General features: G+C 65.1%; 25 protein-coding genes. 19 read left to right on the plus strand and 6 right to left on the minus strand.

The window, feature by feature from the left end; genetic code table 11:
- Positions 1 to 66: 66 nt before the first annotated feature.
- The 5 genes from typA (at position 67) to BH93_RS08115 (ending at position 5608) form a co-directional block, all read left to right on the plus strand.
- The gene (gene typA, locus BH93_RS08095; RefSeq protein ID WP_032365354.1) at positions 67 to 2004 is read left to right on the plus strand and encodes a translational GTPase TypA; all 1938 of its coding nucleotides are present in this window, start codon (positions 67 to 69) and stop codon (positions 2002 to 2004) included.
- A gap of 103 nt (positions 2005 to 2107) precedes the next feature.
- Complete coding sequence (locus BH93_RS08100) at positions 2108 to 3916, plus strand: ABC transporter family substrate-binding protein (RefSeq protein WP_037172153.1); 1809 nt, start codon at positions 2108 to 2110, stop codon at positions 3914 to 3916.
- A 77-nt stretch (positions 3917 to 3993) separates the two neighbouring features.
- Positions 3994 to 4887, plus strand: coding sequence for an N-acetyl-1-D-myo-inositol-2-amino-2-deoxy-alpha-D-glucopyranoside deacetylase (mshB, locus tag BH93_RS08105; RefSeq protein ID WP_037172152.1), 894 nt, complete (start codon positions 3994 to 3996; stop codon positions 4885 to 4887).
- 43 nt (positions 4888 to 4930) lie between these two features.
- Positions 4931 to 5089, plus strand: a complete 159-nt coding sequence (locus tag BH93_RS08110) for a hypothetical protein (RefSeq protein ID WP_008714214.1) — start codon at positions 4931 to 4933, stop codon at positions 5087 to 5089.
- 66 nt (positions 5090 to 5155) lie between these two features.
- Positions 5156 to 5608 (plus strand): hypothetical protein, encoded by a 453-nt coding sequence (locus tag BH93_RS08115; protein WP_037171592.1) that lies wholly within the window; start codon positions 5156 to 5158, stop codon positions 5606 to 5608.
- Here BH93_RS08115 and BH93_RS08120 read toward each other — a convergent pair.
- The 3 genes from BH93_RS08120 to BH93_RS08130 are packed head-to-tail and all read right to left on the minus strand — an operon-like array spanning position 5535 to position 8230.
- Entirely contained in the window at positions 5535 to 6236 is a 702-nt protein-coding gene (locus BH93_RS08120) for a uracil-DNA glycosylase (protein WP_037171591.1), read from the minus strand. The two genes, BH93_RS08115 and BH93_RS08120, sit on opposite strands and share 74 nt — an antisense overlap.
- A gap of 6 nt (positions 6237 to 6242) precedes the next feature.
- Entirely contained in the window at positions 6243 to 7691 is a 1449-nt protein-coding gene (locus tag BH93_RS08125) for a PH domain-containing protein (RefSeq protein WP_242459221.1), read from the minus strand.
- Between the two features lie 59 nt (positions 7692 to 7750).
- The gene (locus BH93_RS08130; protein WP_037171588.1) at positions 7751 to 8230 is read right to left on the minus strand and encodes a PH domain-containing protein; all 480 of its coding nucleotides are present in this window, start codon (positions 8228 to 8230) and stop codon (positions 7751 to 7753) included.
- A 161-nt stretch (positions 8231 to 8391) separates the two neighbouring features.
- On the opposite strand from BH93_RS08130, the gene BH93_RS08135 reads away from it, so the two are divergent.
- The 5 genes from BH93_RS08135 (at position 8392) to BH93_RS08155 (ending at position 13911) form a co-directional block, all read left to right on the plus strand.
- Entirely contained in the window at positions 8392 to 10893 is a 2502-nt protein-coding gene (locus tag BH93_RS08135) for a bifunctional FO biosynthesis protein CofGH (RefSeq protein ID WP_371832097.1), read from the plus strand.
- 38 nt (positions 10894 to 10931) lie between these two features.
- On the plus strand, positions 10932 to 11690 hold the full coding sequence (locus BH93_RS08140) for a hypothetical protein (protein ID WP_032380584.1): 759 nt from the start codon (positions 10932 to 10934) through the stop codon (positions 11688 to 11690).
- A 113-nt stretch (positions 11691 to 11803) separates the two neighbouring features.
- Positions 11804 to 12127, plus strand: a complete 324-nt coding sequence (fdxA, locus tag BH93_RS08145) for a ferredoxin (protein ID WP_008714223.1) — start codon at positions 11804 to 11806, stop codon at positions 12125 to 12127.
- 4 nt (positions 12128 to 12131) lie between these two features.
- Positions 12132 to 13235, plus strand: a complete 1104-nt coding sequence (dapC, locus tag BH93_RS08150) for a succinyldiaminopimelate transaminase (protein ID WP_037171584.1) — start codon at positions 12132 to 12134, stop codon at positions 13233 to 13235.
- A 58-nt stretch (positions 13236 to 13293) separates the two neighbouring features.
- The gene (locus BH93_RS08155) at positions 13294 to 13911 is read left to right on the plus strand and encodes a LysE family translocator (protein WP_032380586.1); all 618 of its coding nucleotides are present in this window, start codon (positions 13294 to 13296) and stop codon (positions 13909 to 13911) included.
- A gap of 12 nt (positions 13912 to 13923) precedes the next feature.
- Here the strand turns inward: BH93_RS08155 and BH93_RS08160 are convergent, their stop codons facing one another.
- Positions 13924 to 14346, minus strand: coding sequence for a hypothetical protein (locus tag BH93_RS08160; RefSeq protein WP_032380587.1), 423 nt, complete (start codon positions 14344 to 14346; stop codon positions 13924 to 13926).
- 2 nt (positions 14347 to 14348) lie between these two features.
- On the opposite strand from BH93_RS08160, the gene BH93_RS08165 reads away from it, so the two are divergent.
- From BH93_RS08165 to BH93_RS08185, 5 genes are all read left to right on the plus strand, one after another.
- Positions 14349 to 15764 carry an acyl-CoA synthetase gene (locus BH93_RS08165; protein ID WP_037171581.1) on the plus strand — a complete coding sequence of 472 codons (1416 nt, stop codon included), beginning with the start codon at positions 14349 to 14351 and terminating at the stop codon, positions 15762 to 15764.
- An 83-nt stretch (positions 15765 to 15847) separates the two neighbouring features.
- Positions 15848 to 16510 carry an SDR family NAD(P)-dependent oxidoreductase gene (locus BH93_RS08170; RefSeq protein WP_037171578.1) on the plus strand — a complete coding sequence of 221 codons (663 nt, stop codon included), beginning with the start codon at positions 15848 to 15850 and terminating at the stop codon, positions 16508 to 16510.
- Positions 16511 to 16714: 204 nt separating this feature from the next.
- Positions 16715 to 17227 (plus strand): OsmC family protein, encoded by a 513-nt coding sequence (locus BH93_RS08175; RefSeq protein WP_037171575.1) that lies wholly within the window; start codon positions 16715 to 16717, stop codon positions 17225 to 17227.
- Between the two features lie 4 nt (positions 17228 to 17231).
- Complete coding sequence (locus BH93_RS08180; protein WP_037171573.1) at positions 17232 to 18530, plus strand: O-acetylhomoserine aminocarboxypropyltransferase/cysteine synthase family protein; 1299 nt, start codon at positions 17232 to 17234, stop codon at positions 18528 to 18530.
- Positions 18527 to 19012, plus strand: coding sequence for a CoA-binding protein (locus tag BH93_RS08185; RefSeq protein WP_037171572.1), 486 nt, complete (start codon positions 18527 to 18529; stop codon positions 19010 to 19012). Before BH93_RS08180 ends, BH93_RS08185 begins: the two co-directional genes overlap by 4 nt.
- 14 nt (positions 19013 to 19026) lie before the next feature.
- Here the strand turns inward: BH93_RS08185 and BH93_RS08190 are convergent, their stop codons facing one another.
- On the minus strand, positions 19027 to 19728 hold the full coding sequence (locus BH93_RS08190; RefSeq protein WP_037171570.1) for an SDR family oxidoreductase: 702 nt from the start codon (positions 19726 to 19728) through the stop codon (positions 19027 to 19029).
- A gap of 59 nt (positions 19729 to 19787) precedes the next feature.
- On the opposite strand from BH93_RS08190, the gene BH93_RS08195 reads away from it, so the two are divergent.
- Entirely contained in the window at positions 19788 to 20228 is a 441-nt protein-coding gene (locus BH93_RS08195) for a MarR family winged helix-turn-helix transcriptional regulator (RefSeq protein ID WP_037171569.1), read from the plus strand.
- Here BH93_RS08195 and BH93_RS08200 read toward each other — a convergent pair.
- A complete protein-coding gene (locus BH93_RS08200) occupies positions 20203 to 20964 on the minus strand; it encodes an SDR family NAD(P)-dependent oxidoreductase (RefSeq protein ID WP_242459155.1) in 762 nt (253 codons plus the stop codon). The two genes, BH93_RS08195 and BH93_RS08200, sit on opposite strands and share 26 nt — an antisense overlap.
- 61 nt (positions 20965 to 21025) lie before the next feature.
- Between BH93_RS08200 and BH93_RS08205 the strand changes: the two genes are divergently transcribed.
- From BH93_RS08205 to BH93_RS08215, 3 genes are read left to right on the plus strand one after another with little or no spacing between them, the layout of a single operon-like run.
- Complete coding sequence (locus BH93_RS08205; RefSeq protein WP_037171564.1) at positions 21026 to 21610, plus strand: TetR/AcrR family transcriptional regulator; 585 nt, start codon at positions 21026 to 21028, stop codon at positions 21608 to 21610.
- A gap of 10 nt (positions 21611 to 21620) precedes the next feature.
- Positions 21621 to 22052 (plus strand): DUF1810 domain-containing protein, encoded by a 432-nt coding sequence (locus BH93_RS08210; RefSeq protein WP_032380597.1) that lies wholly within the window; start codon positions 21621 to 21623, stop codon positions 22050 to 22052.
- A gap of 10 nt (positions 22053 to 22062) precedes the next feature.
- Positions 22063 to 22518: a 6,7-dimethyl-8-ribityllumazine synthase gene (locus tag BH93_RS08215; protein WP_037171563.1), complete on the plus strand. Its 456-nt coding sequence runs from the start codon at positions 22063 to 22065 to the stop codon at positions 22516 to 22518.
- The last annotated feature ends 374 nt before the right edge of the window (positions 22519 to 22892 follow it).

Here is a 22892-nt window from a genome sequence, read left to right on the forward strand (position 1 = left end):
CTTCTCTAGCGACATAAGCCCGCTAGCGAACAAGAGCCCGCATTCGACTCCAGGAGAATTTTTCGCGTGAGCGCCCCAAGCAGTGCAGACAACATCGACAGCACCACTACTTTTCGCAACGTCGCCATCGTTGCACACGTCGACCATGGCAAGACCACCCTGGTCGACGCCATGCTTCGGCAGTCCGGCGCGTTCGAGGAACGTGCCGAAGCGATCGACCGCGTCATGGACTCGGGTGACCTCGAAAAAGAAAAAGGCATCACGATCCTGGCCAAGAACACGGCCGTTCACAAGCGCAATGCCGACGGCACCATCACCGTCATCAACGTGATCGACACCCCCGGCCACGCCGACTTCGGCGGAGAGGTCGAGCGCGGCCTGTCCATGGTCGACGGCGTCGTCCTTCTCGTCGACGCATCCGAGGGCCCGCTGCCGCAGACCCGTTTCGTGCTGCGCAAGGCGCTCGCCGCGTCGTTGCCGGTGATCCTGGTCGTGAACAAGACCGACCGTCCCGACGCGCGTATCGAAGAGGTCGTCTCGGAGAGCCACGACCTGTTGCTCGATCTGGCGTCCGATCTCGACGACGAAGCGTCCGAGGCAGCCGAGCTCGCACTCGACCTCCCCGTCCTCTACGCCTCCGGTCGTGAGGGCAAGGCCTCGAAGGTCCAGCCCCAGAACGGACACGCTCCCGACGCCGAGAACCTCGACGAGCTGTTCGAGGTTCTGCTCAGCTACGTCCCCGCACCCAAGGGCAACGTCGACGCGCCGCTGCAGGCGCACGTCACCAACCTCGACGCTTCCGCGTTCCTCGGCCGCCTCGCCCTGGTCCGCATCCACAACGGTCAGCTCTCCAAGGGCCAGACCGTGAGCTGGATGCGTGAGGTCGACGGCGAGCCCGTCGTCCAGAAGGCGAAGATCACCGAGCTGCTGAACACGATCGGCGTCGAGCGCGTTCCCGGCGAGAAGGGTGTCGCAGGAGACATCGTCGCCGTCGCGGGCTTCCCGGACATCATGATCGGTGACACGCTCGCCGACCTGGAGAACCCGGTCGCTCTCCCGCGCATCACCGTCGATCAGCCCGCCATCTCGGTCACCATCGGCACCAACACGAGCCCGCTCGTCGGACGCGTCAGCGGCCACAAGCTCACCTCGCGCATGGTCAAGAGCCGCCTCGATCAGGAGCTCATCGGCAACGTCTCGCTCAAGGTCCTCGACATCGGTCGCCCCGATGCCTGGGAGGTTCAGGGTCGTGGCGAGCTCGCTCTCGCCATCCTCGTCGAGCAGATGCGTCGTGAGGGCTTCGAGCTCACTGTCGGCAAGCCCCAGGTGGTCACCCAGCAGGTCGACGGCAAGCTGCACGAGCCCTTCGAGGAGCTGATGGTCGACACACCGGAGGAGTACCTCGGTGCCGTCACTCAGCTGCTCGCCGCACGCAAGGGCAAGATGGTCCAGATGACGAACCACGGCGCAGGCTGGGTTCGTATGGAATTCATCGTTCCCTCGCGTGGCCTGATCGGTTTCCGCACCGAGTTCCTCACGGACACTCGCGGTACCGGCATCGCCAACGCCGTCTTCCACGGCTACGCGCCGTGGGCCGGCGAGATCCGCGCCCGCCACACCGGTTCGCTCGTCTCGGACCGTCACGGAACCGTCACCCCGTTCGCGATGATCCAGCTGGCCGACCGCGGCACGTTCTTCGTCGAGCCGGGCGCAGACACCTACGAGGGCATGGTCGTGGGCATAAACCCGCGTCAGGAAGACCTCGACATCAACGTCACCCGCGAGAAGAAGCTGACCAACATGCGTCAGTCCTCGGCAGACGTCATGGAGACCCTGGCCAAGCCCAAGAAGCTGGACCTGGAAATGGCCATGGAGTTCTGCGCAGGCGACGAGTGCGTCGAGGTGACCCCCGAGGTCGTCCGCGTCCGCAAGGTGCACCTCGATTCCAACGAGCGCGCCCGTGAGCGTTCGCGCAGCAAGACTCGCGACAAGGCTGCTCTGTAAGACTCATCTCGTGCGGGAGAAGCGACGTGTCACTTTCGTGGGGCGTCGCTTCTCCTGTACCGGTAGCCGATCACGAAGGAGATCCTCGTTGCGCAACGTGCTGATGCCGGCGGTTCTGGTTTCTGCCATCGCACTGGTACTCACTGCGTGCACCGCGGATCCGCCACCTCCCATCGAGAGCGTGGAGACGCCGGTCAGCACGACGATGGTTCCGGCCAAGACCGGTGATCCGGTGGTCGTCGCCATCGACGACGTCGGAATCGGATTCAACCCGCACTTGCTGGCAGATCAGTCGCCCGCAACGGCCGCGGTGAGTTCCCTGGTGCTACCCAGCCCGTTTCGGCCGATTCGAAACGCCGACACCGGGGTGACCACCTGGGAACCCGACCTGTCGCTGATGATCTCGGCCGAGGTGACCTCGCAGTCGCCGTTCACCATTCGTTATCAGCTGCGCAACGAGGCGCAGTGGTCCGACAGTGCACCCATCGCCGCCGAGGATTTCCGCTACCTGTGGCAGCAGATGATCACCCAACCCGGTGTGGTCGATTCCGCCGGGTACGCCCTGATCAGCGACGTCGCATCCTCGGGCGGTGGCAAGACGGTCGACGTGACCCTCGAATCGCCGTACCCGGCGTGGCAGCGCTTGTTCACGGACCTGGTGCCCTCACACCTGCTCAAGGACTCGCCCGGTGGTTTCCAAGGTGGTCTCACCGACAACGTGCCGGTCTCCGGATCCCGGTTCAACATCAAGACCGTCGACCAGGGTCGTGACGAGATTCTGCTCGAGCGCAACGACCGCTTCTGGGGCGAGCCCGCGTCGCCCGATCAGATCCTCATCCGCCGCGGCGGTACCCCCGCGCAACTGGCCGATTCTCTGCGGTCTGCCGACGCCCAGATCGCCCAGGTTCGTGGTGACGCGGCCTTGCGAGCCCAGCTCTCGGCAATTCCCGGCGTCCGCACCGACACGATCCGGCAATCCCGGGTGCTGTCGATGACGGTAAACGGGCGCGCGGCCAATATGTCGGATTCCATTGTGCGCCAGGGTATTTTCGGCTTGCTCGATCCCAATCTGCTCGCCACCGTCGGGGCGGGCGGTGGCGCGACGGATCGTCGAGCTGCAGCGCAGCTCCTCTCTCCCTCCGACCCCGGATACACCGCGACGTCGCCCGCTCCCATCGGCAGAACCGCGGCCCTCGACCTACTGCGACGCGCGGGCTTCGTTCCGACGCCCGACGCGGTGGTGACATCGACACCGAATGCGACCGCACCGACCACTGCAACCGCGCCGACGTCGACCGCCCCGGCAACCGGTACCCAGACCGCCGACCCGGCGACCACGAGTGCTCCGGTTCCGGGGGTGCCCCGTCTTGCCGACGCGACCGGTACCGCGTTGCGGTTCGTGATCGGTGCCGTCGAGAACGACGACATCGCGCTCGCTGTCGCGGGGACGGCTGCGGACGAGCTCGTCAGCGCAGGGATCGATGCGACCGTCACCCCACTGCCCGCCGACGAGTTGTATTCGACGGCGTTGACCGAGGGCACCGTCGATGCGGTGGTGGGCTGGAACAGCGCAGGAGTGGACCCGGCGACAGCGCTGGCATCACGGTTCGGCTGTGTCCAGGAGCCTGCTGCAGGCAGCGGCGACCGCGCGCCGGCCCCGCGAAATCTGTCCGGCCTGTGCGTTCCCGAACTCGGGCCGACCATCGACAGGGCTCTCGTGAACGGACTCGATCCGTCCGTCGCCACCAACGACGTCGAGCCCAAGCTGTGGTCGCTGGCGTCGACGCTGCCGATCATGCAGGACTCGTCGGTGGTGGCCGCAGTTCCCGGCATCACCGGCGTCTCCCTGACCGGCCCGATCGAGGTCGGCATCTTCGCCGACGCGGCGCAGTGGATACGGACGCCCTCGTGACCGATCGCCGCGGCGACACCGCGACCAATGACGAAGTGAGCACTGGATCGATGACAGAGGCAGTGACGGAGCAGGCGATGACGGAGCCGCAGCGGCTGCTGCTCGTGCACGCGCATCCGGACGACGAGACCATCACCACCGGCGGCACCATTGCCCACTACGTTCGTGCCGGGGCCGCCGTCACGGTACTCACCTGCTCGCTCGGCGAGGAGGGCGAGGTGATCGGCGAGACGTGGGCCGATCTGGTCGTCGATCGTGCCGATCAGCTGGGCGGCTACCGGATTCTGGAATTGCACCGTGCTCTCGCGGCGCTGGGCTGCAATCCGCCGCGCTTTCTCGGCGGAGCCGGCCGCTGGCGGGATTCCGGAATGGCCGGGACGTCTGCTGCCCGCAAGCCGCGTGCGTTCGTCAACGCAGACCGCGACGAGGCTCTCGGAGCGCTCGTGGCGGTGATGCGTGAGCTTCGGCCGCAGGTCGTCATCGGATACGACCCCGAGGGCGGTTACGGCCATCCCGATCATCAGCAGGTGCATTCGTTGGTGACCGAGGCCGTGGAGGTCTGCGGCACGGATTCCTACCCCCGGGCCGGGTCGCCATGGGAGGTGTCGAAGTTCTACTGGACCGTCACCGGTCAGGACCAACTGCAGTCGGGACTCGCCGCCATCGACGACATTCCGGCCGGATGGCGACTGCCCGTCGACGGTGAGTTGCCCAGCGTGCCCGAGAGCACGATCACGACCAGCATCGATATTCGCGGTGTGCTCGATGCCAAGCGGGACGCGCTGCGCGCACACGCCACTCAGGTCACCGTCGCACCGTCGGGACGCGAGTACGCACTCTCCAACGACATCGCCCAGCCGATCCTGCTGGACGAGCAGTACGTGCTGGTTCGGGGCACACTCGGCGTCGATGGGACGGGCAGGGAGACCGACCTGTTCGCCGGCGTACTAGGCTGTGCTTCGCATCACTGAATGACCACAGGGTCGATCTCATCACAGCAGGGGCGGAACACATATGTACAACTGGGTAGTGCAGGACGCCATCGTCGCGTTCGTCGATTCTCTCAAGCCGCAGTTCGGCGCGCAGGCAGATCTGTACCAATACGTTCTGGGTCAGATCGCCATGGGTGCGAGCAACTTGCTCACCTCGCTGGGATATCCGCCGGTTTCCTGAGTGCCGGTGCCCGGTTTTTCGAATGCGATGCACTGAAACAACCCGGGTCAAGGCAGTATTGGGCGCATGATCTCGAAGGCCGCATCCAATACTGTCGCCCTGGTGTCCTGGGCGACCGTCGCAGTACTGGTGTTCGACGGCTTTCTCTCCGGAATTCTGTCGGTCTTCTTCTTGCCGACGTACCTCGGTTCGGTTCAATTCCCCATCAGCGCACTACTCGGCGGCATCGCCAACGTCGCGCTGGTCCTGGCCGCGCGTAAGGTTGCCGAGCGGTCGATCTGGGTGGCGTCACCCCTGATCGGTTGGTTCGTCGCGGTGGTGCTGTGCATGCTGGGCGGCCCGGGCAACGATGTTCTGCTGCTCGCCGACTGGCGCACGATGCTGCTCATCATTGCGGGGGCGGGCCCGGCCGGTGTTCTGCTGTTCATGTTCCGGATGAAGGCGATCACAGCAAGCGTGCATGCCGACCCGCATCCCGAAGGACATCCTCGATCATCGTCGGCGTCAACAGTCCGGTGAAGGTGTTTCGCTGACTGACGTGGTAGCTGGCGAACACCGTGATCGATCCCAGCTCCAGTCGAACTCCATGGCCGAACTTCGGTGCAGGCCTGGGTATTTCCCATCCGTTGGTGGCCAGTATCGGAAGCAGGGACTGCCAGCCGAAGGCACCGAGAACGAGCACCGATCGCAACGTCGGACGAAGCAACCGCAGCTCGTCGTCCAACCACGGCCTGCACCTGTCTCGTTCGGCCGGAGTCGGCTTGTTCTGCGGCGGCGCGCAATGCACCGGGGCCGTGATGCGAACTCCGTTGAGCGTCAACCCGTCGCCGATATGTGTCGCGGTGGGTTGGCTCGCCAGCCCGACGGCATGCATGGCTCTATACAGCACGTCACCACTTCGATCGCCGGTGAACATTCGGCCGGTGCGGTTCGCCCCGTGTGCCGCCGGAGCGAGGCCCACTATCAGCATCGCCGCGTCGGCCGGTCCGAATCCGGGAACCGCCTTGCCCCAATAAGTTTCGTCCGCAAATGCCGCACGCTTCTCGGCGGCGACCTGTTCGCGCCACCGCACCAGGCGCGGGCAGGCGCGACATTCGGATACCGCGATGTCTAGTTGTTCGATGCTCTGCGGGCGTGCCTTCTTCATAGCGGGTCAGGTGCGCCGCAGCCAGATGTCTCCGGCTCCCGGGGTGACGGCGTCGATCATGGCCCACGCGTTCTCCACCGGGATGTCGATCACCTCGTAGTGGCCGACGCCTGCCGGAGTTGCCGCGACGATGGTCGCCACCCCGGCGCGGCGCTGGAAGAACGTCTGCCGCACCGTCCAGCCGATGATGCCCGCGGCCTCGAGGCTGTGCCGAGTTCTGTCCAGCGAACCGTGCTGGGTGATGAGCCAGCCGGGCAGCACTGCATGGCCCAGGCCTCGGTAGCGATCGTGAGCCAGGCCGACAGCGGCGACGAACAACACCCCGATCGCTGTCCACGCGAGAATCGGAATCGGCGCGCCGAAACACTGTGCGACTCCCAGGCCGGCGGCGATGAACAGCAGCGGAAGCGCTGCCCGGGTGTAACGGCGACGTCGCGCTGCGGGGCCGTGTCGCAGCAGTGGCCGGTCGGCGCCGCCGTGCAGACCGGCGTCGCCGAGCACCGTGGTCATCATGCGTAGAGCCTCGGCCTGCGGGGCCTGGGGGAGCAGCAGAGACGATTCCTTCTTCTCGGCGCTGACGCCGGTCATGATGGCGTCCAGGCGGGCACCGCTGACCGCCCGCAGCAGCAGCGGTTGCGACAGGGAGGTGCCGCGCAGCCGCTTCCGGTCGAGTGTCGACTGACGGGTACGGAGCAGTCCGTGGCTGACGTGCAGGGTGCGACCCTGGTCGGTGACAGTGAGGTTGGCGTAGGTCAACAGGTAGCGGACACACGCGAAGATGCTCGACACGACGAGCAGTGCGATCAGGGCGACGACGACGAACACGGCGATTCCGAACTGCTCGGCGGAGTCGATGCTGTTCGAGACCACCGACGACTCGGCCAGCGTCTGCCCCAGTCCGTACTGGAACAGCACGCCGACGGCAGCGGCGATGGTGACGATGCCGGTGATCGAGAACGGGGCGAATCGCACCCACGAGAACTGCCAATGGGCAATCTCCACTTCGGGATTCGGTGCCGCGGTGGGGATACCGTCGGCTGCCGGAATCTGTCCCGACACTCGCTGCAGCAGATCGACACGCAGTGCGGGGACCAGGGAGGTGTCGAGGGCATTGAGCTCGAAGGCCTCGCCCTTGCCCGCCTGCTGGCCGGTTCCGATCCGCAGGATCGACAATCCGAGCATCCGGTGCAGCACGTTCGCTTCCACGTCGACCGAACGAATCCTGTTGCGCGGGATGGACAGAACCTTCTTCTGCAGCACTCCGGTGCGCAGTTGCACATGTACCGGGCCGATCCGGTAGCTGGTGGTGAACCAGCGCAGAATTGCGAACACCACCACGACCGCGAGGATGCCGAGACTCCAGTAGTGGTTACCGCTCTGGCTGCCGACGAAGAAGGACAACAGCAGCACCGGCAGGATCTTGATGCCCTCGTTCACCGGGTGCACCAACAACATTCGCTTGTCCAGCCGTAGCCACGGTTGCTCTTCCTCGACGGCGAGGAGCTCCTGATCTGTCACGTTGCGTCTCCGACGGTGCGGCCGGCGATATCGGTCAGTCGGGCCACTGTCTTGTCTGCGACGTCTCGATCGAGTGCCGTGATCTTCACTGCTCCGGCCGACGACGCCGTGGTGACGGTGACCGTGGCCAATCCGAGCAGCCGATCGAGTGGTCCGCGCTCGGTGTCGACCGTTTGTACTCGCGAGATCGGCGCGATGCGGCGCTCCTGACTGAGCCAGCCGGTGCGGGTGTAGACCGCCGTGTCGCTGATCTCCCAACGATGGACGCGGTACCGCCACTGCGGCACGATCGCGATGTGCAGGGCCGCCAGCACTATCGATGCCACAAGGACGGCGACATGCGGCCACGAGGTCCATTTCGAGTCGACGACGGCCCAGACGATCTGGGCGACGAAGACCGGCAGCCACAGGAGACCGGCACTCAGAGCCCAGAGAAGACGTGCACGAGGAGACGGTTGCCACTGGGGGTCGGTCATCGTTGTCACGGCTACAAACCTAGAGGTGTCTTTTGGTATCCACCACCCCGAGTCGGAGTCGGGGCGGCAGCCTGAAGACCCTGCAGTGGCACGGGCGTACCGGGAAGGCGCATGATCGACGGGTGACTTCTCTACCGGATCCCGTACCAGCCCCCTCTGCGATGCGACGAGTGTTGCGTCGTGCCCGCGATGGAGTGTCTCTCAACGTCGACGAGGCCACGGTACTGCTGCACGCTCGCGGTGACGATCTGACCGATCTGATGGCGTCGGCGTCCCGGGTACGCGATGCCGGGCTCGAGTCCGCGGGCCGGCCGAAGACGGTGTCGTACTCCCGCAAGGTATTCGTACCCATCACGCGGTTGTGCCGCGACAAGTGCCACTACTGCACGTTCGTCACGGTGCCGGGCAAGCTCAATGCCGCCGGGCACGGGATGTTCATGGATCCCGACGAGATCATCGACGTCGCTCGCAAGGGTGCCGCGCTCGGGTGCAAGGAAGCGCTGTTCACTCTGGGCGACCGACCGGAGGAGCGGTGGCCCGAGGCCAAGGCGTGGCTCGATTCCCGCGGCTACGATTCGACCTTGGACTACGTGCGTGCCATGTCCATCCGGGTGCTCGAGGAGACCGGCCTGCTGCCGCACCTCAACCCGGGAGTGATGTCCTGGCAGGAACTTTCACGTCTCAAGCCGGTCGCCCCGTCGATGGGGATGATGCTCGAGACCACCTCGCGTCGGTTGTTCGAGGAGAAGGGACAGGCGCACTACGGCAGTCCTGACAAGGATCCCGAGGTTCGGCTGCGCACGCTGACCGATGCGGGCCGGCTCAATATCCCGTTCACCACCGGCATTCTGGTGGGCATCGGCGAGACGTTGCGCGACCGCGCCGAGTCGATCATGGCAATTCGCAAGGTGCACAAGTCTTTCGGGCACGTTCAGGAAATCATCGTGCAGAACTTCCTGGCCAAGTCCGATACCGCGATGCGGTCGGTGCCCGACGCCGGTCTCGAAGAATTCCTGGCGACCATCGCGGTGACGCGCATGGTGCTGGGCCCGTCGATGCGGATTCAGGCTCCGCCGAATCTGGTCGCACCGGAGGAGACTGCCGCGTTGCTGGGGGCGGGCGTCGACGATTGGGGCGGGGTCTCGCCCCTGACGCCCGATCACGTCAATCCCGAGCGGCCGTGGCCGAACCTGGACACTCTCGCCGAGCTGTCGGCAACGGCCGGATACCGGTTGGTCGAGCGCACTGCCGCGCAGCCGCAGTACGTTCTCGCCGGTGCACCGTGGATCGATCCGCGGATCTCCGCGCACGTGCGGGCGGTGGCCGATCCGGAGACCGGCATGGCTCGCGAGGGTGTGAACCCGACGGGTCTGCCGTGGCAGGAGCCGGACGAAGAGTGGGAGTCCTCGGGTCGGGTGGATCTGAACACCGAGATCGACACCCAGGGCCGCAACACCGAGACCCGCTCGGATCTGGCGAATGCGTTCGGCGACTGGGAATCGATCCGCGAGCAGGTCCGTGATCTCGCCGGGCTCGAGCGGGTGGATCGTGACCTGGTGTCGGCGTTGACGGCAGCGGAGAAGGACCCGGCCGGGTTGTCCGACGAGCAGTACCTCGCGCTGGCGACGGCCGAGGGTCCGGGCATGGATGCCGTTGCCGCGCTCGCCGACGATCTGCGCAAGCAGGTCAACGGGGACACCGTCACCTACGTGGTGAACCGGAACATCAACTTCACCAACATCTGCTACACCGGGTGCCGTTTCTGCGCGTTCGCTCAGCGCAAGGGCGACGCCGACGCGTTCACACTGTCCACCACCGAGGTAGCCGATCGCGCGTGGGAAGCGCATGTCGTCGGAGCCACCGAGGTGTGCATGCAGGGCGGAATCGACCCCGAACTGCCGGTGACGGGGTACGCCGATCTGGTGCGGGCGGTGAAGGCCAAGGTGCCGTCGATGCACGTGCATGCGTTCTCGCCGATGGAGATCGTCAACGGGGCCTCGCGCGGCGGTCAGTCGATCCGCGAATGGCTCACCGAGCTCCGGGCCGCCGGCCTGGATTCGATTCCGGGTACCGCCGCGGAAATCCTCGACGACGAGGTCCGCTGGGTGCTCACCAAGGGCAAGCTCCCTGCCGCCGAGTGGATCGAAGTGATCACCACCGCGCACGAGGTGGGGCTGCGGTCGAGTTCGACGATGATGTACGGGCACGTCGACAACCCGTCGCACTGGGTCGGTCACCTGAACGTGCTCAAGAAGATCCAGGACAAGACCGGTGGATTCACCGAGTTCGTGCCGCTGCCGTTCGTGCACCAGTCCTCACCGTTGTATCTGGCCGGGGCGTCGCGGCCAGGACCGACCAACCGGGACAACCGCGCGGTGCATGCTCTGGGCAGGATCATGCTGCACGGCCGGATCGACAACATTCAGACGTCGTGGGTGAAATTGGGAATCACGGGTACACAGGCGATGCTGAACGGAGGCGCGAACGATCTGGGCGGGACCCTGATGGAAGAGACGATCTCGCGGATGGCGGGTTCGCAGAACGGTTCGGAGAAGACCGTCGCGGAACTGCACGAGATCGCCGACGGCATCGGACGACCGGTTCGTCAGCGCACCACCACGTACGGCCCGGCACCAGAGGTGTCGGTCGCCGGCCTGATCTGACCCTGGGTCCTGATTTTCTGAAATGGAGCTTGTCTGACATGGACGACCGTCGAGTCGCCGCGGTGCTGAGCAGCGCCGTCGCCATCATTCATCCCGTGCTCGACATCCTGGCCACACGTGATCCGATCGGACTCAAGGGGCGGACGTTCCGCGAGTCCTCTGCGGACGATTCGACCCTCGACAACGTCATCGACTTTCTCGCGAAAGCCTTCGACACCACCGACTTCCCGGGAACAGCAGGCTGGGAGAAGCTCGACAGCGATGCTCGTTCGCAGTGGTGGGTCAATCGCATCGGAGCTCTCAACACCGTTGCCGTCGCATTCCCCGGGGTGTTCGGCATCCTGGTGAACCGGCTGCCGATCCAGGACCTGCTCGGGTTCGCCAACCAGGCGATGGTGCTCGTGGCGGTGGCCCGCGAATCCGGAGTGACCGACCGCGAGACGCACGTGGCGCTGCTCGGGTCGGTGCTGTGCAAGCGCGACCTGACGTCCTTGGCCGACAGCGCTCCCGCGAAGAAGGAAGAATCGCCGAAATCCGGCCCGTTCGCACTGCTGCGCGGAATGTGGCAGATCGCCAACGTGCTGCGCGACGTTGCCGGCGAACTGGAGAAGCGCCCGCATCCACGTGGGTTCTACCGCGTACTCGGAGCTATTCCGCTCGTCGGCGGCGTCGCCGGATACCTCGGTGAGCGGGGCGCGCTCTCGCGCGCCGCCAAGCAGGGCCGCAAGTGGCTGGCGGCGCACAAGAAGGCGTCCGCACTCGGTGCAGACGTGCCCGCGAAGCAGCTGCGGCGATAGCCGTTCGGGGCAGGTGAGGCCACCCTGGTCGATTTGCCCCATGTTCGGACGGCGATACTAGGATGCTCAGGGCGCGCGAGCGCCCACGATCGATACAGGAGGGGAGAGCAGCAGTGACCTACTCGATTGCAGAACCGTGCGTAGATGTACTGGACAAAGCGTGCATCGAAGAGTGCCCGGTGGATTGCATCTACGAGGGTAACCGAATGCTGTACATCCACCCCGACGAATGCGTCGACTGCGGGGCCTGCGAGCCCGTGTGCCCCGTCGAGGCCATTTTCTACGAGGACGACGTTCCCGAGCAGTGGAGCGCCTACGTCGGTGCCAATGTCGACTTCTTCGACGACCTGGGATCTCCCGGCGGTGCCGCGAAGCTCGGCAAGACCGACTACGACCCGCCGTTCATCAAGGCTCTGCCTCCCATGGGCGAGAACTGACGCCTTGGCACGTAGAGCGGTGGCAGCGGCGCTGCCCGATTTTCCCTGGGACTCGTTGACCGCTGCCAAGGAGAAGGCGTCGGCGCACCCGGACGGCATCGTCAACCTGTCGGTCGGGACGCCGGTGGATCCCGTTGCCGAGGTCATCCGCACGGCACTGAATTCGGTTGCGGACGAACCCGGATACCCGACGACCGTCGGTACCGTTGCGCTGCGGGAGGCCGCGGTGGCTGCGCTCGAGCGCCGCTACTCGATCACCGGCATCGGGGTCGACACGGTGCTACCGGCCATCGGCACCAAGGAAATGATCGCTTGGTTGCCGACTCTGTTGGGTCTGGGAGCCGACGACCTGGTCGTCATCCCCGAATTGGCCTATCCCACTTACGAAGTGGGTGCCCTGCTTGCCGGTGCTCGTATTCTGCGGGCAGACGGTCTCTCGCGACTCGGACCGGAGCGCGCGTCGTTGATCTTCGTCAACTCTCCGTCCAACCCGACGGGGAAGGTGCTCGGCGTCGACCACCTGCGCAAGGTTGTCGACTGGGCCCGCGAGCGCGACGCCATCGTCGTCTCCGACGAGTGCTACCTGGGACTGACCTGGGACGCCGACGCCGTATCGGTACTGGATCCTCGCGTGTGCGACGGTGATCACACCAATCTGCTTGCCGTGCACTCACTCTCGAAGACCTCGAACCTGGCGAGCTACCGCGCAGGGTTCGTCACCGGCGACGCGTCCCTCGTGGCCGAGTTGCTCGAGGTGCGCAAGCACGCCGGCATGATGGTGCCGCTGCCGATCCAGGCCGCCATGACCGCGGCTCTGGCCGACGACGAGCACGAGAGCATTCAACGCGAGCGATACCGCGCCCGGCGCACCGTGCTCAAAGCTGCCGTCGAGGCAGCCGGATTCACCGTCGATCACTCCGAGGCCGGGCTCTACCTGTGGGCCACGCGGGGCGAACCGTGCCGCGACACCGTCGACTGGCTCGCCGAACGCGGCATCCTCGCCGCTCCGGGAGAGTTCTACGGGCCGGACGGCGGACAGCACGTGCGAATCGCACTGACGGCCACGGACGAGCGCATCGAGGCTGCGGCCACTCGCCTGCGCGGCTGATTCCGGTGGACACTCAGGTCGGTTGGACCCGGCTCGGACTGGGTGTTCTCATGTACGCATGACCCTCACCCTGCTGCTCAGCTTCGCCGGCGTGTGTTTTCTGCTGGCGATTCTGCCCGGGCCCGATTCGTTTCTGGTGCTGCGGTACAGCATCGGCGGCCTCAAGCCCGGGATCGCGGCGGCGATGGGCGTCGCGATCGGCGGACTGTTCTGGGCCGTGCTGGTAGCTGTTGGGCTGGCGGCGATCGTCGAGCAGTCGGCGACGGCGTATCGCGTGGTCAAGATTCTCGGCGGGCTGTATCTGCTGTACCTGGGCGTGAAGGCGTTTCGGGCACGCCGAAAGAACAAGGTGGCCGGTGAGCCGCTGGTGCCGGTCGCTGCGGCGGCATGGTCGGCGTTCGGTGCCGGAGTTCTCTCGTGTGCGCTCAATCCGAAGGTGGGACTGTTCTACCTGGCCGTGGTGCCGCAGTTCCTCACCGTGGTCACGTTCACCGGCGCAATGACGCTCGGGCTGGTCGAGGTGGTGGTGGCCGCCCTGGTGATGGGAGTGTTCTCCGTCGTCGCCTCACGCGCGGTCGCGTTGCTGCGCAAGCCGGCGGTGACCGACTGGCTGGACCGCATCAGTGCCGGATTCCTGGTCGCCCTCGGCGTCGGAACCGTCGCGTCCTCGGCCTAGCGGCGACAGCGGTCAATCGAGGTCGGGCTCGCCCACATCCCAGCCGCCGCGTCGGATGCGCAGGATGTAGACCAGTTCGTTGCTGCCGAATGCTTCGACGGTGGTGAAGCGCTTCGGCTCGGTGTTGACCTCGGGATTGCGTGCGTGGGCTTCCTCGTAGAGCTGGGTGGCTCGGAGATCCGCGAGTTCGACTCGGGTCCAGAAATCGTCGGATTGGACCGAGTAGACCAGCCTCGGCGCGCCGTCGGTGACGTGCGCGATGTCGATGGCGTCGTCGTCCGAATCCTCGTCTTCGAGATCCAGGTCGAGTTCGTCCTCGGAGTCGGTGTCCTGCTCGGCGTCGGTTCCGATCAGATAGACGCCCGCCTGCAGGTCACCGGCGGCGACCGTCATGTACTCGGCGTAATCGCCGGTGTCGATTCCGTCCACGTCCATGTATGTACGGTAGCCATGTGCTGCTTCGTTCACTGAACCCACTCGCCGTTGCGCGGGGAGACGATATTCCCGACGCCATCACCATCGACGGAGTCTCGCTTTCTCGCGCCGACATCCTGGGTGCGGCGACCTCGGTTGCCGAACGTATCGCGCGGGCAGATCGGCTCGCGATCTACGCAACGCCGTCGGTCAAGACGGTGCTCGCGGTCGTCGGTGCCCTGATCGCTGGGGTCACCGTGGTGCCCGTTCCGCCGGACGCGGGTGTCGCCGAACGCGAGCACATCCTCCGTGACTCGGGTGCCCAGGCGTGGCTCGGCGAAGCTCCGCCCGATACCGCCGGGCTCGAGGTTCTACCGGTGCGTCAGCATGCGCGGTCGTGGCACAGCTACGCCGAACCGCAGCCATCGTCGATCGCGTTCGTGCTCTACACCTCCGGTACCACCGGTCCACCGAAGGGCGTCCTGATCTCTCGCAGCGCAATCGCCGCCGGCCTCGACGCATTGGTGGAGGCGTGGAGCTGGACGTGGAAAGACACTGTGGTGCACGGGCTTCCGTTGTTCCATGTGCACGGTCTCATCCTCGGGGTCCTCGGCCCGCTGCGGGTCGGCAGCCCACTGATTCACACCGGTAAGCCGACTCCGGAGCTCTACGCGGCAGCGCGTGGTTCCCTCTACTTCGGGGTGCCGACGGTATGGTCGCGGGTCGCCGCCGACGAGACGTCCGCCCGAGCTCTCGCGGACGCCCGACTGCTGGTCTCCGGCAGTGCGCCGCTTCCGGTACCGGTGTTCGAGAAGCTGCGTGAACTCACCGGCCAGGCCCCGATCGAGCGGTACGGCATGAGCGAAACCCTCATCACCATCAGCACCCGCGCCGACGGTGAGCGTCGCCCGGGCTCGGTGGGGCTACCGGTCGCAGGCGTCGAAACCCGACTGCGCGGCGAGCAGGGCGAAATCCTGCCCCACGACGGTGAATCGATCGGTGCACTCCAGATCCGTTGCCCCATGCTGTTCGACGGCTACCTGAACAACCCGGAGGCGACAGCGAAGACTTTCACCGAGGACGGCTGGTTCGACACCGGAGATGTCGCTCTCATCGAGCCGGACGGCTTTCATCGCATCGTCGGGCGCGCGTCGACGGACCTGATCAAATCCGGCGGCTATCGCGTCGGCGCGGGGGAGATCGAGACGGTGCTGCTGGGGCATCCGAGCGTGGACGAGGTCGCTGTCGTCGGCTTACCGGACGACGACCTGGGCCAGCGCATCGTGGCCTTCGTCGTGGGCACCGATGTCGATGATCGGGTGCTCATCGATCTGGTGGCGACCGAGCTGTCGATTCACAAGCGGCCCCGAGAGATTCGCGTGGTCGACTCGCTGCCGCGCAATGCCATGGGCAAGGTGCAGAAGAAGTTGTTGAGCTAGTCGTCGCGGGAGTGGAGCCTGCGGAATGACCCAAAATGGCTCAGCGTCAGCGCGGGGTACGAGGCGGCGATTAAGTTCGGGGTATGACCTCACTCGACGGCGCACGCATTCTCGTATTCGGTGCCAGTGGTGGGCTGGGGTCCCCGATTGTCGACCAGCTCGCCGAAGCCGGTGCTCGGTTGACCGTCAGCGGTCGCAGCCTCGAGTCCTCGGATCATCACGTGGTGAATGCCGATCTGACGCTCCCGGATTCGGGTCGCTCGGTGATCGCAGAGGCCGTCGAACACCACGGCGGTCTGGACGGGATCGTGATCGCCGCCGGTGTCGTGGCGTTCGGGCCGGTGACCGAAGTGGACGACGACACCGTCGACGAACTGCTGCTGCTCAACTACCTCGCGCCGCTGCGCATCATGCGCGAAGCGTTGACCACACTCGATCAGGGCGGCTTCGTCCTCAACATCAGTGCGGTGGTGGCCGACAAGCCGATGCCGAACATGGGTGCCTATTCTGCGAGCAAGGCCGCGGTGAGTGCGCTGCTGAAAAGTGTTCGCACAGAAGCCCGTAAGTCGAAGATCAGGATCGTCGATGTGCGGCCACCGCACACCGAGACCGGCTTGGCCACTCGGCCGATCGCCGGGCAGGCACCGAAACTGCCACAGGGGCTGACCCCGGAGTCGGTGGCAGCGCGCATCGTCGCGGCCATCACCGACGACGAGACCGACGTCGGCGCGGACCAGTTCTCGTAGGCGAGACGTTCCTAGGCTATTGTCGGCTTCGTGACCGAGACACATGTGACCGACGCAGCCAGAAGGCTCGTTCGTCGTCGCACCATCGACTTCGGTCTCGTCTGCACCTCCTCCTGTTCGTAACAGTCGATCGAACCCATTCCCGACGGGCTTTTTGCGCTCCTCGGGTAGTTCCGGCAACCCTCGAATCGAACAGGAATTCTCATGACCACATCTGTTTCTCATCTCGGCGGCGTCATCGCTGCCACCGATGACGCCGTACAGGCCGACGCGAAGAACGCCCAGGTCGTCTTTCGTGGTTCGGCCACCGCACACGACGCCGTCGCCAGCACCGTCACACTCGGCAAGTACAGCGTCGAGGTCGACGAGCCGCCGGCCCTCGGCGGGGAGAACAAGGCCGCCAATCCCGTGGAGTACTACCTCGCGTCGCTGCTTTCCTGCCAGGTGGTCACCTATCGCGTCTGGGCCGAGAAGCTGGGCATAATCGTCGACGACATCAGCGCAAAGGCCGAGGGAGATCTCGACGTGCGCGGATTCTTCGGGTTCGACGACGCGGTGCGCCCAGGGTTCGGCGAGGTGCGCGTTGTCGTCACGGTCACGGGGCCGGAGACGCGGGAACGGTACGAGGAGCTGCAACAGGCCGTCGACGATCACTGCCCGGTGCTGGATCTGACGCGCAATCCCACCCCGATCCACACCGTTCTCGAAACGGCCTGAGGTCATGAGCGAACGGACATTCGGCCTACGTACCAGAGCAATTCACGCCGGAGCAAGGCCTGATCCTTCCACCGGTTCGCGTGCTGTGCCGATCTATCAGACGGCGAGCTACGTGTTCGAGAATTCCTCGGACGCAGGCGATCTGTTCGCTCTGCAGAAGTACGGCAACGTCTACAGCCGTATCGGCAATCCGACCGTCGCCGCCTTCGAGGAGCGCATCGCGAGCCTCGAAGGCGGCATCGGAGCGGTCGCGTTCGCCAGTGGGTTGGCGGCCGAGTTCGCGGTGTTCGCTGCTCTCGCGGGCACCGGGGACCACATCGTCGCGGCGGCCGGTCTCTACGGCGGCACGGTGACCCAACTCGACGTCACACTCCGCCGGTTCGGTGTCGAGACCACGTTCGTTCCGGGCACCGATCCAGCGGATTATGCTGCTGCGGTCACGGATTCGACCAAACTGATCTACGCCGAGATCATCGGCAACCCGTCGGGGGAGATCGCCGACCTCGAGGGTCTCGCCGCCGTTGCGCACGAGCACGGAATCCCGTTGGTGATCGACGCGACGATGGCGACCCCGTGGCTGAGCAGGCCCATCGAGTTCGGTGCCGACATCGTGATCCACTCGGCGACGAAATTTCTCGGCGGGCACGGTTCGACGCTGGGGGGAGTGGTGGTCGAATCCGGTCGATTCGACTGGGGCTCTGGCAAATTCCCGCAGATGACCGAGCCGGTGGCCTCGTACGGGGGCCTGTCGTGGTGGGGAAACTTCGGCGAGTACGGCTTTCTGACCAAGCTGCGCAGCGAGCAACTGCGCGACATCGGTGGTGCATTGGCACCGCAGTCGGCCTTCACCCTGATCCAGGGTGTCGAGACGTTGCCGCAGCGTATGGACGCACATGTCGCCAATGCCCGAGCGGTCGCCGAGTGGCTGGAACAGGATCCGCGCATCGACTACGTGAGATGGGCTGGGCTACACAGTCACCCGCATCACGATCGATCCGAGAGATATCTGCCCGCCGGGCCCGGTGCGGTGTTCGCCTTCGGAATCGACGGGGGTCGCGACGCCGGTCAGACGTTCGTCGAAGGTGTTCGAGTTGCCAGCCATGTCGCCAACATCGGCGACGTGCGTACCCTCGTGATTCACCCGGCCAGCACCACCCACCGGCAGCTGACCGACGATCAACTCCGCGGAGCGGGTGTCGGCCCGGAATTGATCCGCATCAGCGTCGGACTCGAAGACATCGAGGACATTCTCTGGGATCTGGATCAGGCCCTGACGCTGGCAACCGGAAAGGCACGCTCGTGAGTGAACGCACCTGGCAGGGCCCGTCCGCCCAAGAGCGTCAGCGCATTCTGCGGGAAACCAGGACGGTGGCAATCGTCGGTGCGTCCAAGAACCCCTCGCGGGCATCCTATTTCGTCAATCGGTATCTGTCGTCGACGAGCAACTACGAGATCTTTCTCGTCAATCCGACGATCACCGAGATCGAAGGAACAACGGTCTATCCGACGCTCGCCGACCTGCCGAAACCGCCGGATCTGGTCGACGTCTTCCGCAAGTACGACGACCTTCCTGCGGTGCTTGCCGAAACCATTGCAGCGCAGGCGAAGACGATCTGGCTCCAGCTGGGGTTGTGGCACGAGCAGGTGGCCCACGACGCCGAAGCCGCCGGATCGAACGTCGTCATGGATCGCTGCCTCAAGATCGAACACGCGCGATTCCACGGTGGATTGCATCTGGCCGGATTCGATACGGGAGTGATCGATTCGCGTCGTACACGGGGGTAGGCGAGCCGCACGCCTCACCACGTCAGGACGGTGTTGTCCTCGAACACCAGTCCGGTGGGTCCATCGGCGTCGAGGGTGGCGAGCCGAATCGCAACGGCCGCACCCTCGTCCGGCGATCGTGTTCCGCGGAATCCGTTGAAGTCGGTGGCGACGTGCCCGGGGGCTGCTCCGTTCACCTTGATCGGGGTATCGGCAAGGTCTCGGGCGTAGTGAACGGTGAGGGCGTTCAGGGCGGTCTTCGAGCTCGAATACGCCATCGACGGCGTGCCCACCCATGCACCGTCCTCGCCGATGGAACCGCGCTTGCTGGTGACGTTGACGATCCGACCGGCCGGGGACTTTCTCAGTAGCGGCAGGAATGCGTTGGTCACATCGACGACGGCAAAGACATTGACGTCATACACCTTTCGCAGATCCGACGAACTCTCCTCGGTAGGGCGGTGATACCCGACGTTGACGCCGGCGTTGTTGATCAGAGCGTCGAGGTGGCCCACTTCGGTGTCGATGTGTCGGACGGCCTCGTCGATGTCGTCGGTCGAGGTGACGTCGAGCCGAATCGGGCGTATGTCTCCGTCGATCCCGGTGGCCGCTGTGACGCCCCCGGCGAGATCTCGCGAGCCCAAGTAGACGACAAAGCCCTGGGCGGCGAGGCCGCGGACGATGGCAAGGCCGATGCCTCGGTTGGCACCCGTGACGAGAGCGGTGTGTGTTGTCATGTCAACACAATGCACCCGGTTGTGTTGTCATGTCAACAGTGGGTGGATAGGCTGGCGCAATGACGCTGTTGAACGAATCCGAGATGGCCCTGTGGCACGTATGGAAGCGGGCGCAGGACGCCGTGTGGACTCGCGTCACCGCGGAGATTGCGGACGAAACTGGCCTGTCGGACCAGGATTTCGCGGTTCTGACCCGAGTGCACGAGATAGGGGATGGGGTGCTGCGGCAGAGCGCCTTGGCCGCGTTGCTCGAGTGGCATCGCAGCCGGCTGTCGCACCATCTGACCCGAATGGCCGACCGCGGACTCATCACTCGACGTCAGGTCGACGGGGGAGTGAAGGTATTTCTCACCACCGCGGGTCGCGATGCCGTCGTGCGCGCTCGGCCCGTTCACGCCGAGGCGGTCCGACGGCATCTGCTCGACGCGATCCCGGTTTCCGAGCGAGCGGCATTCGAGCGAATCCTCGTCGGCCTCACGCTTTCAGCAGGCGACCGCTGATCACTGTTGCCAGACCGCGCGGGGCGAGGCGCACGCTGCCTGCGCTGATCCTGTTGGACAGACCGGACACGACACTGGCCGGAGTGCGACGAGAATCCAACGCGCGCAATGCCGTCGAGACAACTTGCTCGGATGTCTGAAAGTTGCCCACCGCGGCGTCTTTCGATCCCACGACGTCGAAGAACTCGGTGCGCGTCGGGCCGGGGGAGAGTGCGAGGACTTTCAACGACGAGGTGCGGTACTCGAATGCCAGAGCCTCGGTGAAGTTCAAGACGAACGCTTTTGTCGCCCCGTACACGGCCATGTTGGGCGTCGGTTGATACGCAGCGGTACTCGCCACGTTGATCAGCGCACCGGTCAAGTTCGGCAGGAATGCGTGAGTGAGGTCGACCAGCGCACTGACGTTGAGGGCGATCTCCGCGGCCACGCGCTCCGGATCCTCGTCGGCGAACCGGCCGTGCGTTCCGAAGCCAGCATTGTTGACCAGGGAAGTGGGAGTTATCCCTTTCTCGGCCAACGTGGTTCGGAGTGCTGCACCGACTCCAGGTACGCCCAGGTCCATCGCCACGACGGTGGCAGTCACGCCGTGGTCGGCCTCGATGCTACGAGCGAGCGCCTCGAGCCGATCGGCCCGCCGCGCCACGAGGACGACGTTCTCGCCGCGTGCGGCGAATCGGGTGGCGAATTCCTCGCCGAGGCCTGAGCTTGCTCCGGTGATGAGCACTGTGGAAGTCATGAGCGCAAATGTAGGCAGTGTCAGCATTGTTGTCAATGCCAACATCCCCTAGGGTGAGTACATGGCAACGCGGCGCTACCACCACGGTGACTTGCGGGCGGTACTGCTCGACGCGGCCGAACGGAGCATTGCGCAGGGTGGCGTCGACGCGCTCTCGCTGCGGCAGTTGGCCAGAGATGTCGGAGTCAGTCACGCCGCCCCGGCTCGGCATTTCAGAGACAAACAGGCATTGTTGGATGCGCTGGCGCTACACGGTTTTCAGGAGATGAACCGCCGGATGGCCGCCGCTGCGACCGGTCCCGGTGAGCTGATGTCGCGGTTTCGTGGCGTCGCACGTGCCTATCTCGGATTCGCCGTCGAGCATCCCGAACTGCTGGATGTCATGTACAGCACCAAACACCACCCCGATGCCAGCGAAGACCTGAAAGCTGCTGCGGGCCAGAGTATGACGGCAACCGAAGCGTTGTTGAAGGACGCCATTGACGCCGGCATGATCACCGCGGCACCCACCGAAATACTCGCTCGGGTGGCGTTCGCGAGCGTGCACGGCCTCGCGGTGCTCGCCACCGGTGATCTCCTCGACGGCGTCCCCGTCGAGGATCTACTGGACGCAACCGTCGACACCCTGATGCGCGGGTTCACCTAGGTTGAACGGCATGACCGAATACGACCTGCAACGCTTCGTCGACGCCCAGGACCCCGTCTGGAATGCAGTGACGAAGGAACTGAAGGCGGGACGCAAGCAGACGCACTGGATGTGGTTCGTGTTCCCGCAGTTGGCGGGGCTGGGCCGCAGTGCCACTGCTCAACACTTCGGCATCGCCGATCTGACCGAGGCGGAACTGTACTTGTCTCACGAGGTGCTGGGGCCGCGCCTGAGCAAGGCAGCTCGGCTGACCGTTGGAATCGAGGGCCGGACGATCGACGAGATCTTCGGTTATCCGGACAATCTGAAACTGCACTCGTCCATGACCCTTTTCGCCGAAGCTACCAACGGCACGTCCGTTTTCGGCGAAGTGTTGCAAAAGTATTTCGACGGTGAATCCGATGGCGGAACACTCGACTTGCTCGACGAGCGATACCGCTAGCATCGCACCCATGACGACTCCACTCGCCGGATCCATTGCCTTCGTTCACGCCAGCTGGCACCTGGACATCGTCGACCGCGCGCGAGTGGGTTTCGCAGCAGAACTCGAGCGGCTCGGCCAGGCCGGGACGTCCATCGACGTCTTCGAGGTCCCGGGAGCATTCGAGATCCCGCTGCATGCGCAGCGGCTGGCCAAGACCGGGAAGTACTCGGCGATCGTTGCCGCCGCACTGGTGGTGGACGGCGGAATCTATCGACACGACTTCGTCGAGACGGCGGTCATCGACGGTCTCATGCGGGTGCAGCTGGATACCGACGTCCCCGTGTTCTCGGTGGTGCTCACTCCCCACCATTTCCACGAGCATGCCGACCACAAGGCCTTCTTCACCGCGCATCTCGAAACCAAAGGTGCCGAGGCGGCGAGAGCTGTGGTCAAAACTCTGGCGTCGCTGGGAACCATCGGCTGACGCTGGGGCCGACGCCATGGCCGATTCTGTGCGCGGGCCCGATTGCCACACTGCGCCTGGGCTTCACGAAGTACTCGCGGGACTCGAACGGCGAGAACCGGTCTTCCACCGCCGCGAGTACGGCACCACGCGGGAAGACTTCGAGCGCCTCACCGATCCAAGTTTTTGGGAGATCGGAGCTTCGGGTCGGCTCTACAGTCGCGAACACGTCTGGTCGGTCCTCGAAGACCGGTACTCGTCCGACCCGAGCGGTCGGCTCGACACGAATCGTGAAGTGTGACGGATGTGCCGACCTCTATCACGAGCTACCGACAGATTCTTTTTCGCGAATAGTGAAGCAGGGCAATAGTTTTCGATTCGACTATCATTGCCAG

The organism is Rhodococcoides fascians A25f (assembly GCF_000760935.2).
Lineage (GTDB): Bacteria > Actinomycetota > Actinomycetes > Mycobacteriales > Mycobacteriaceae > Rhodococcoides.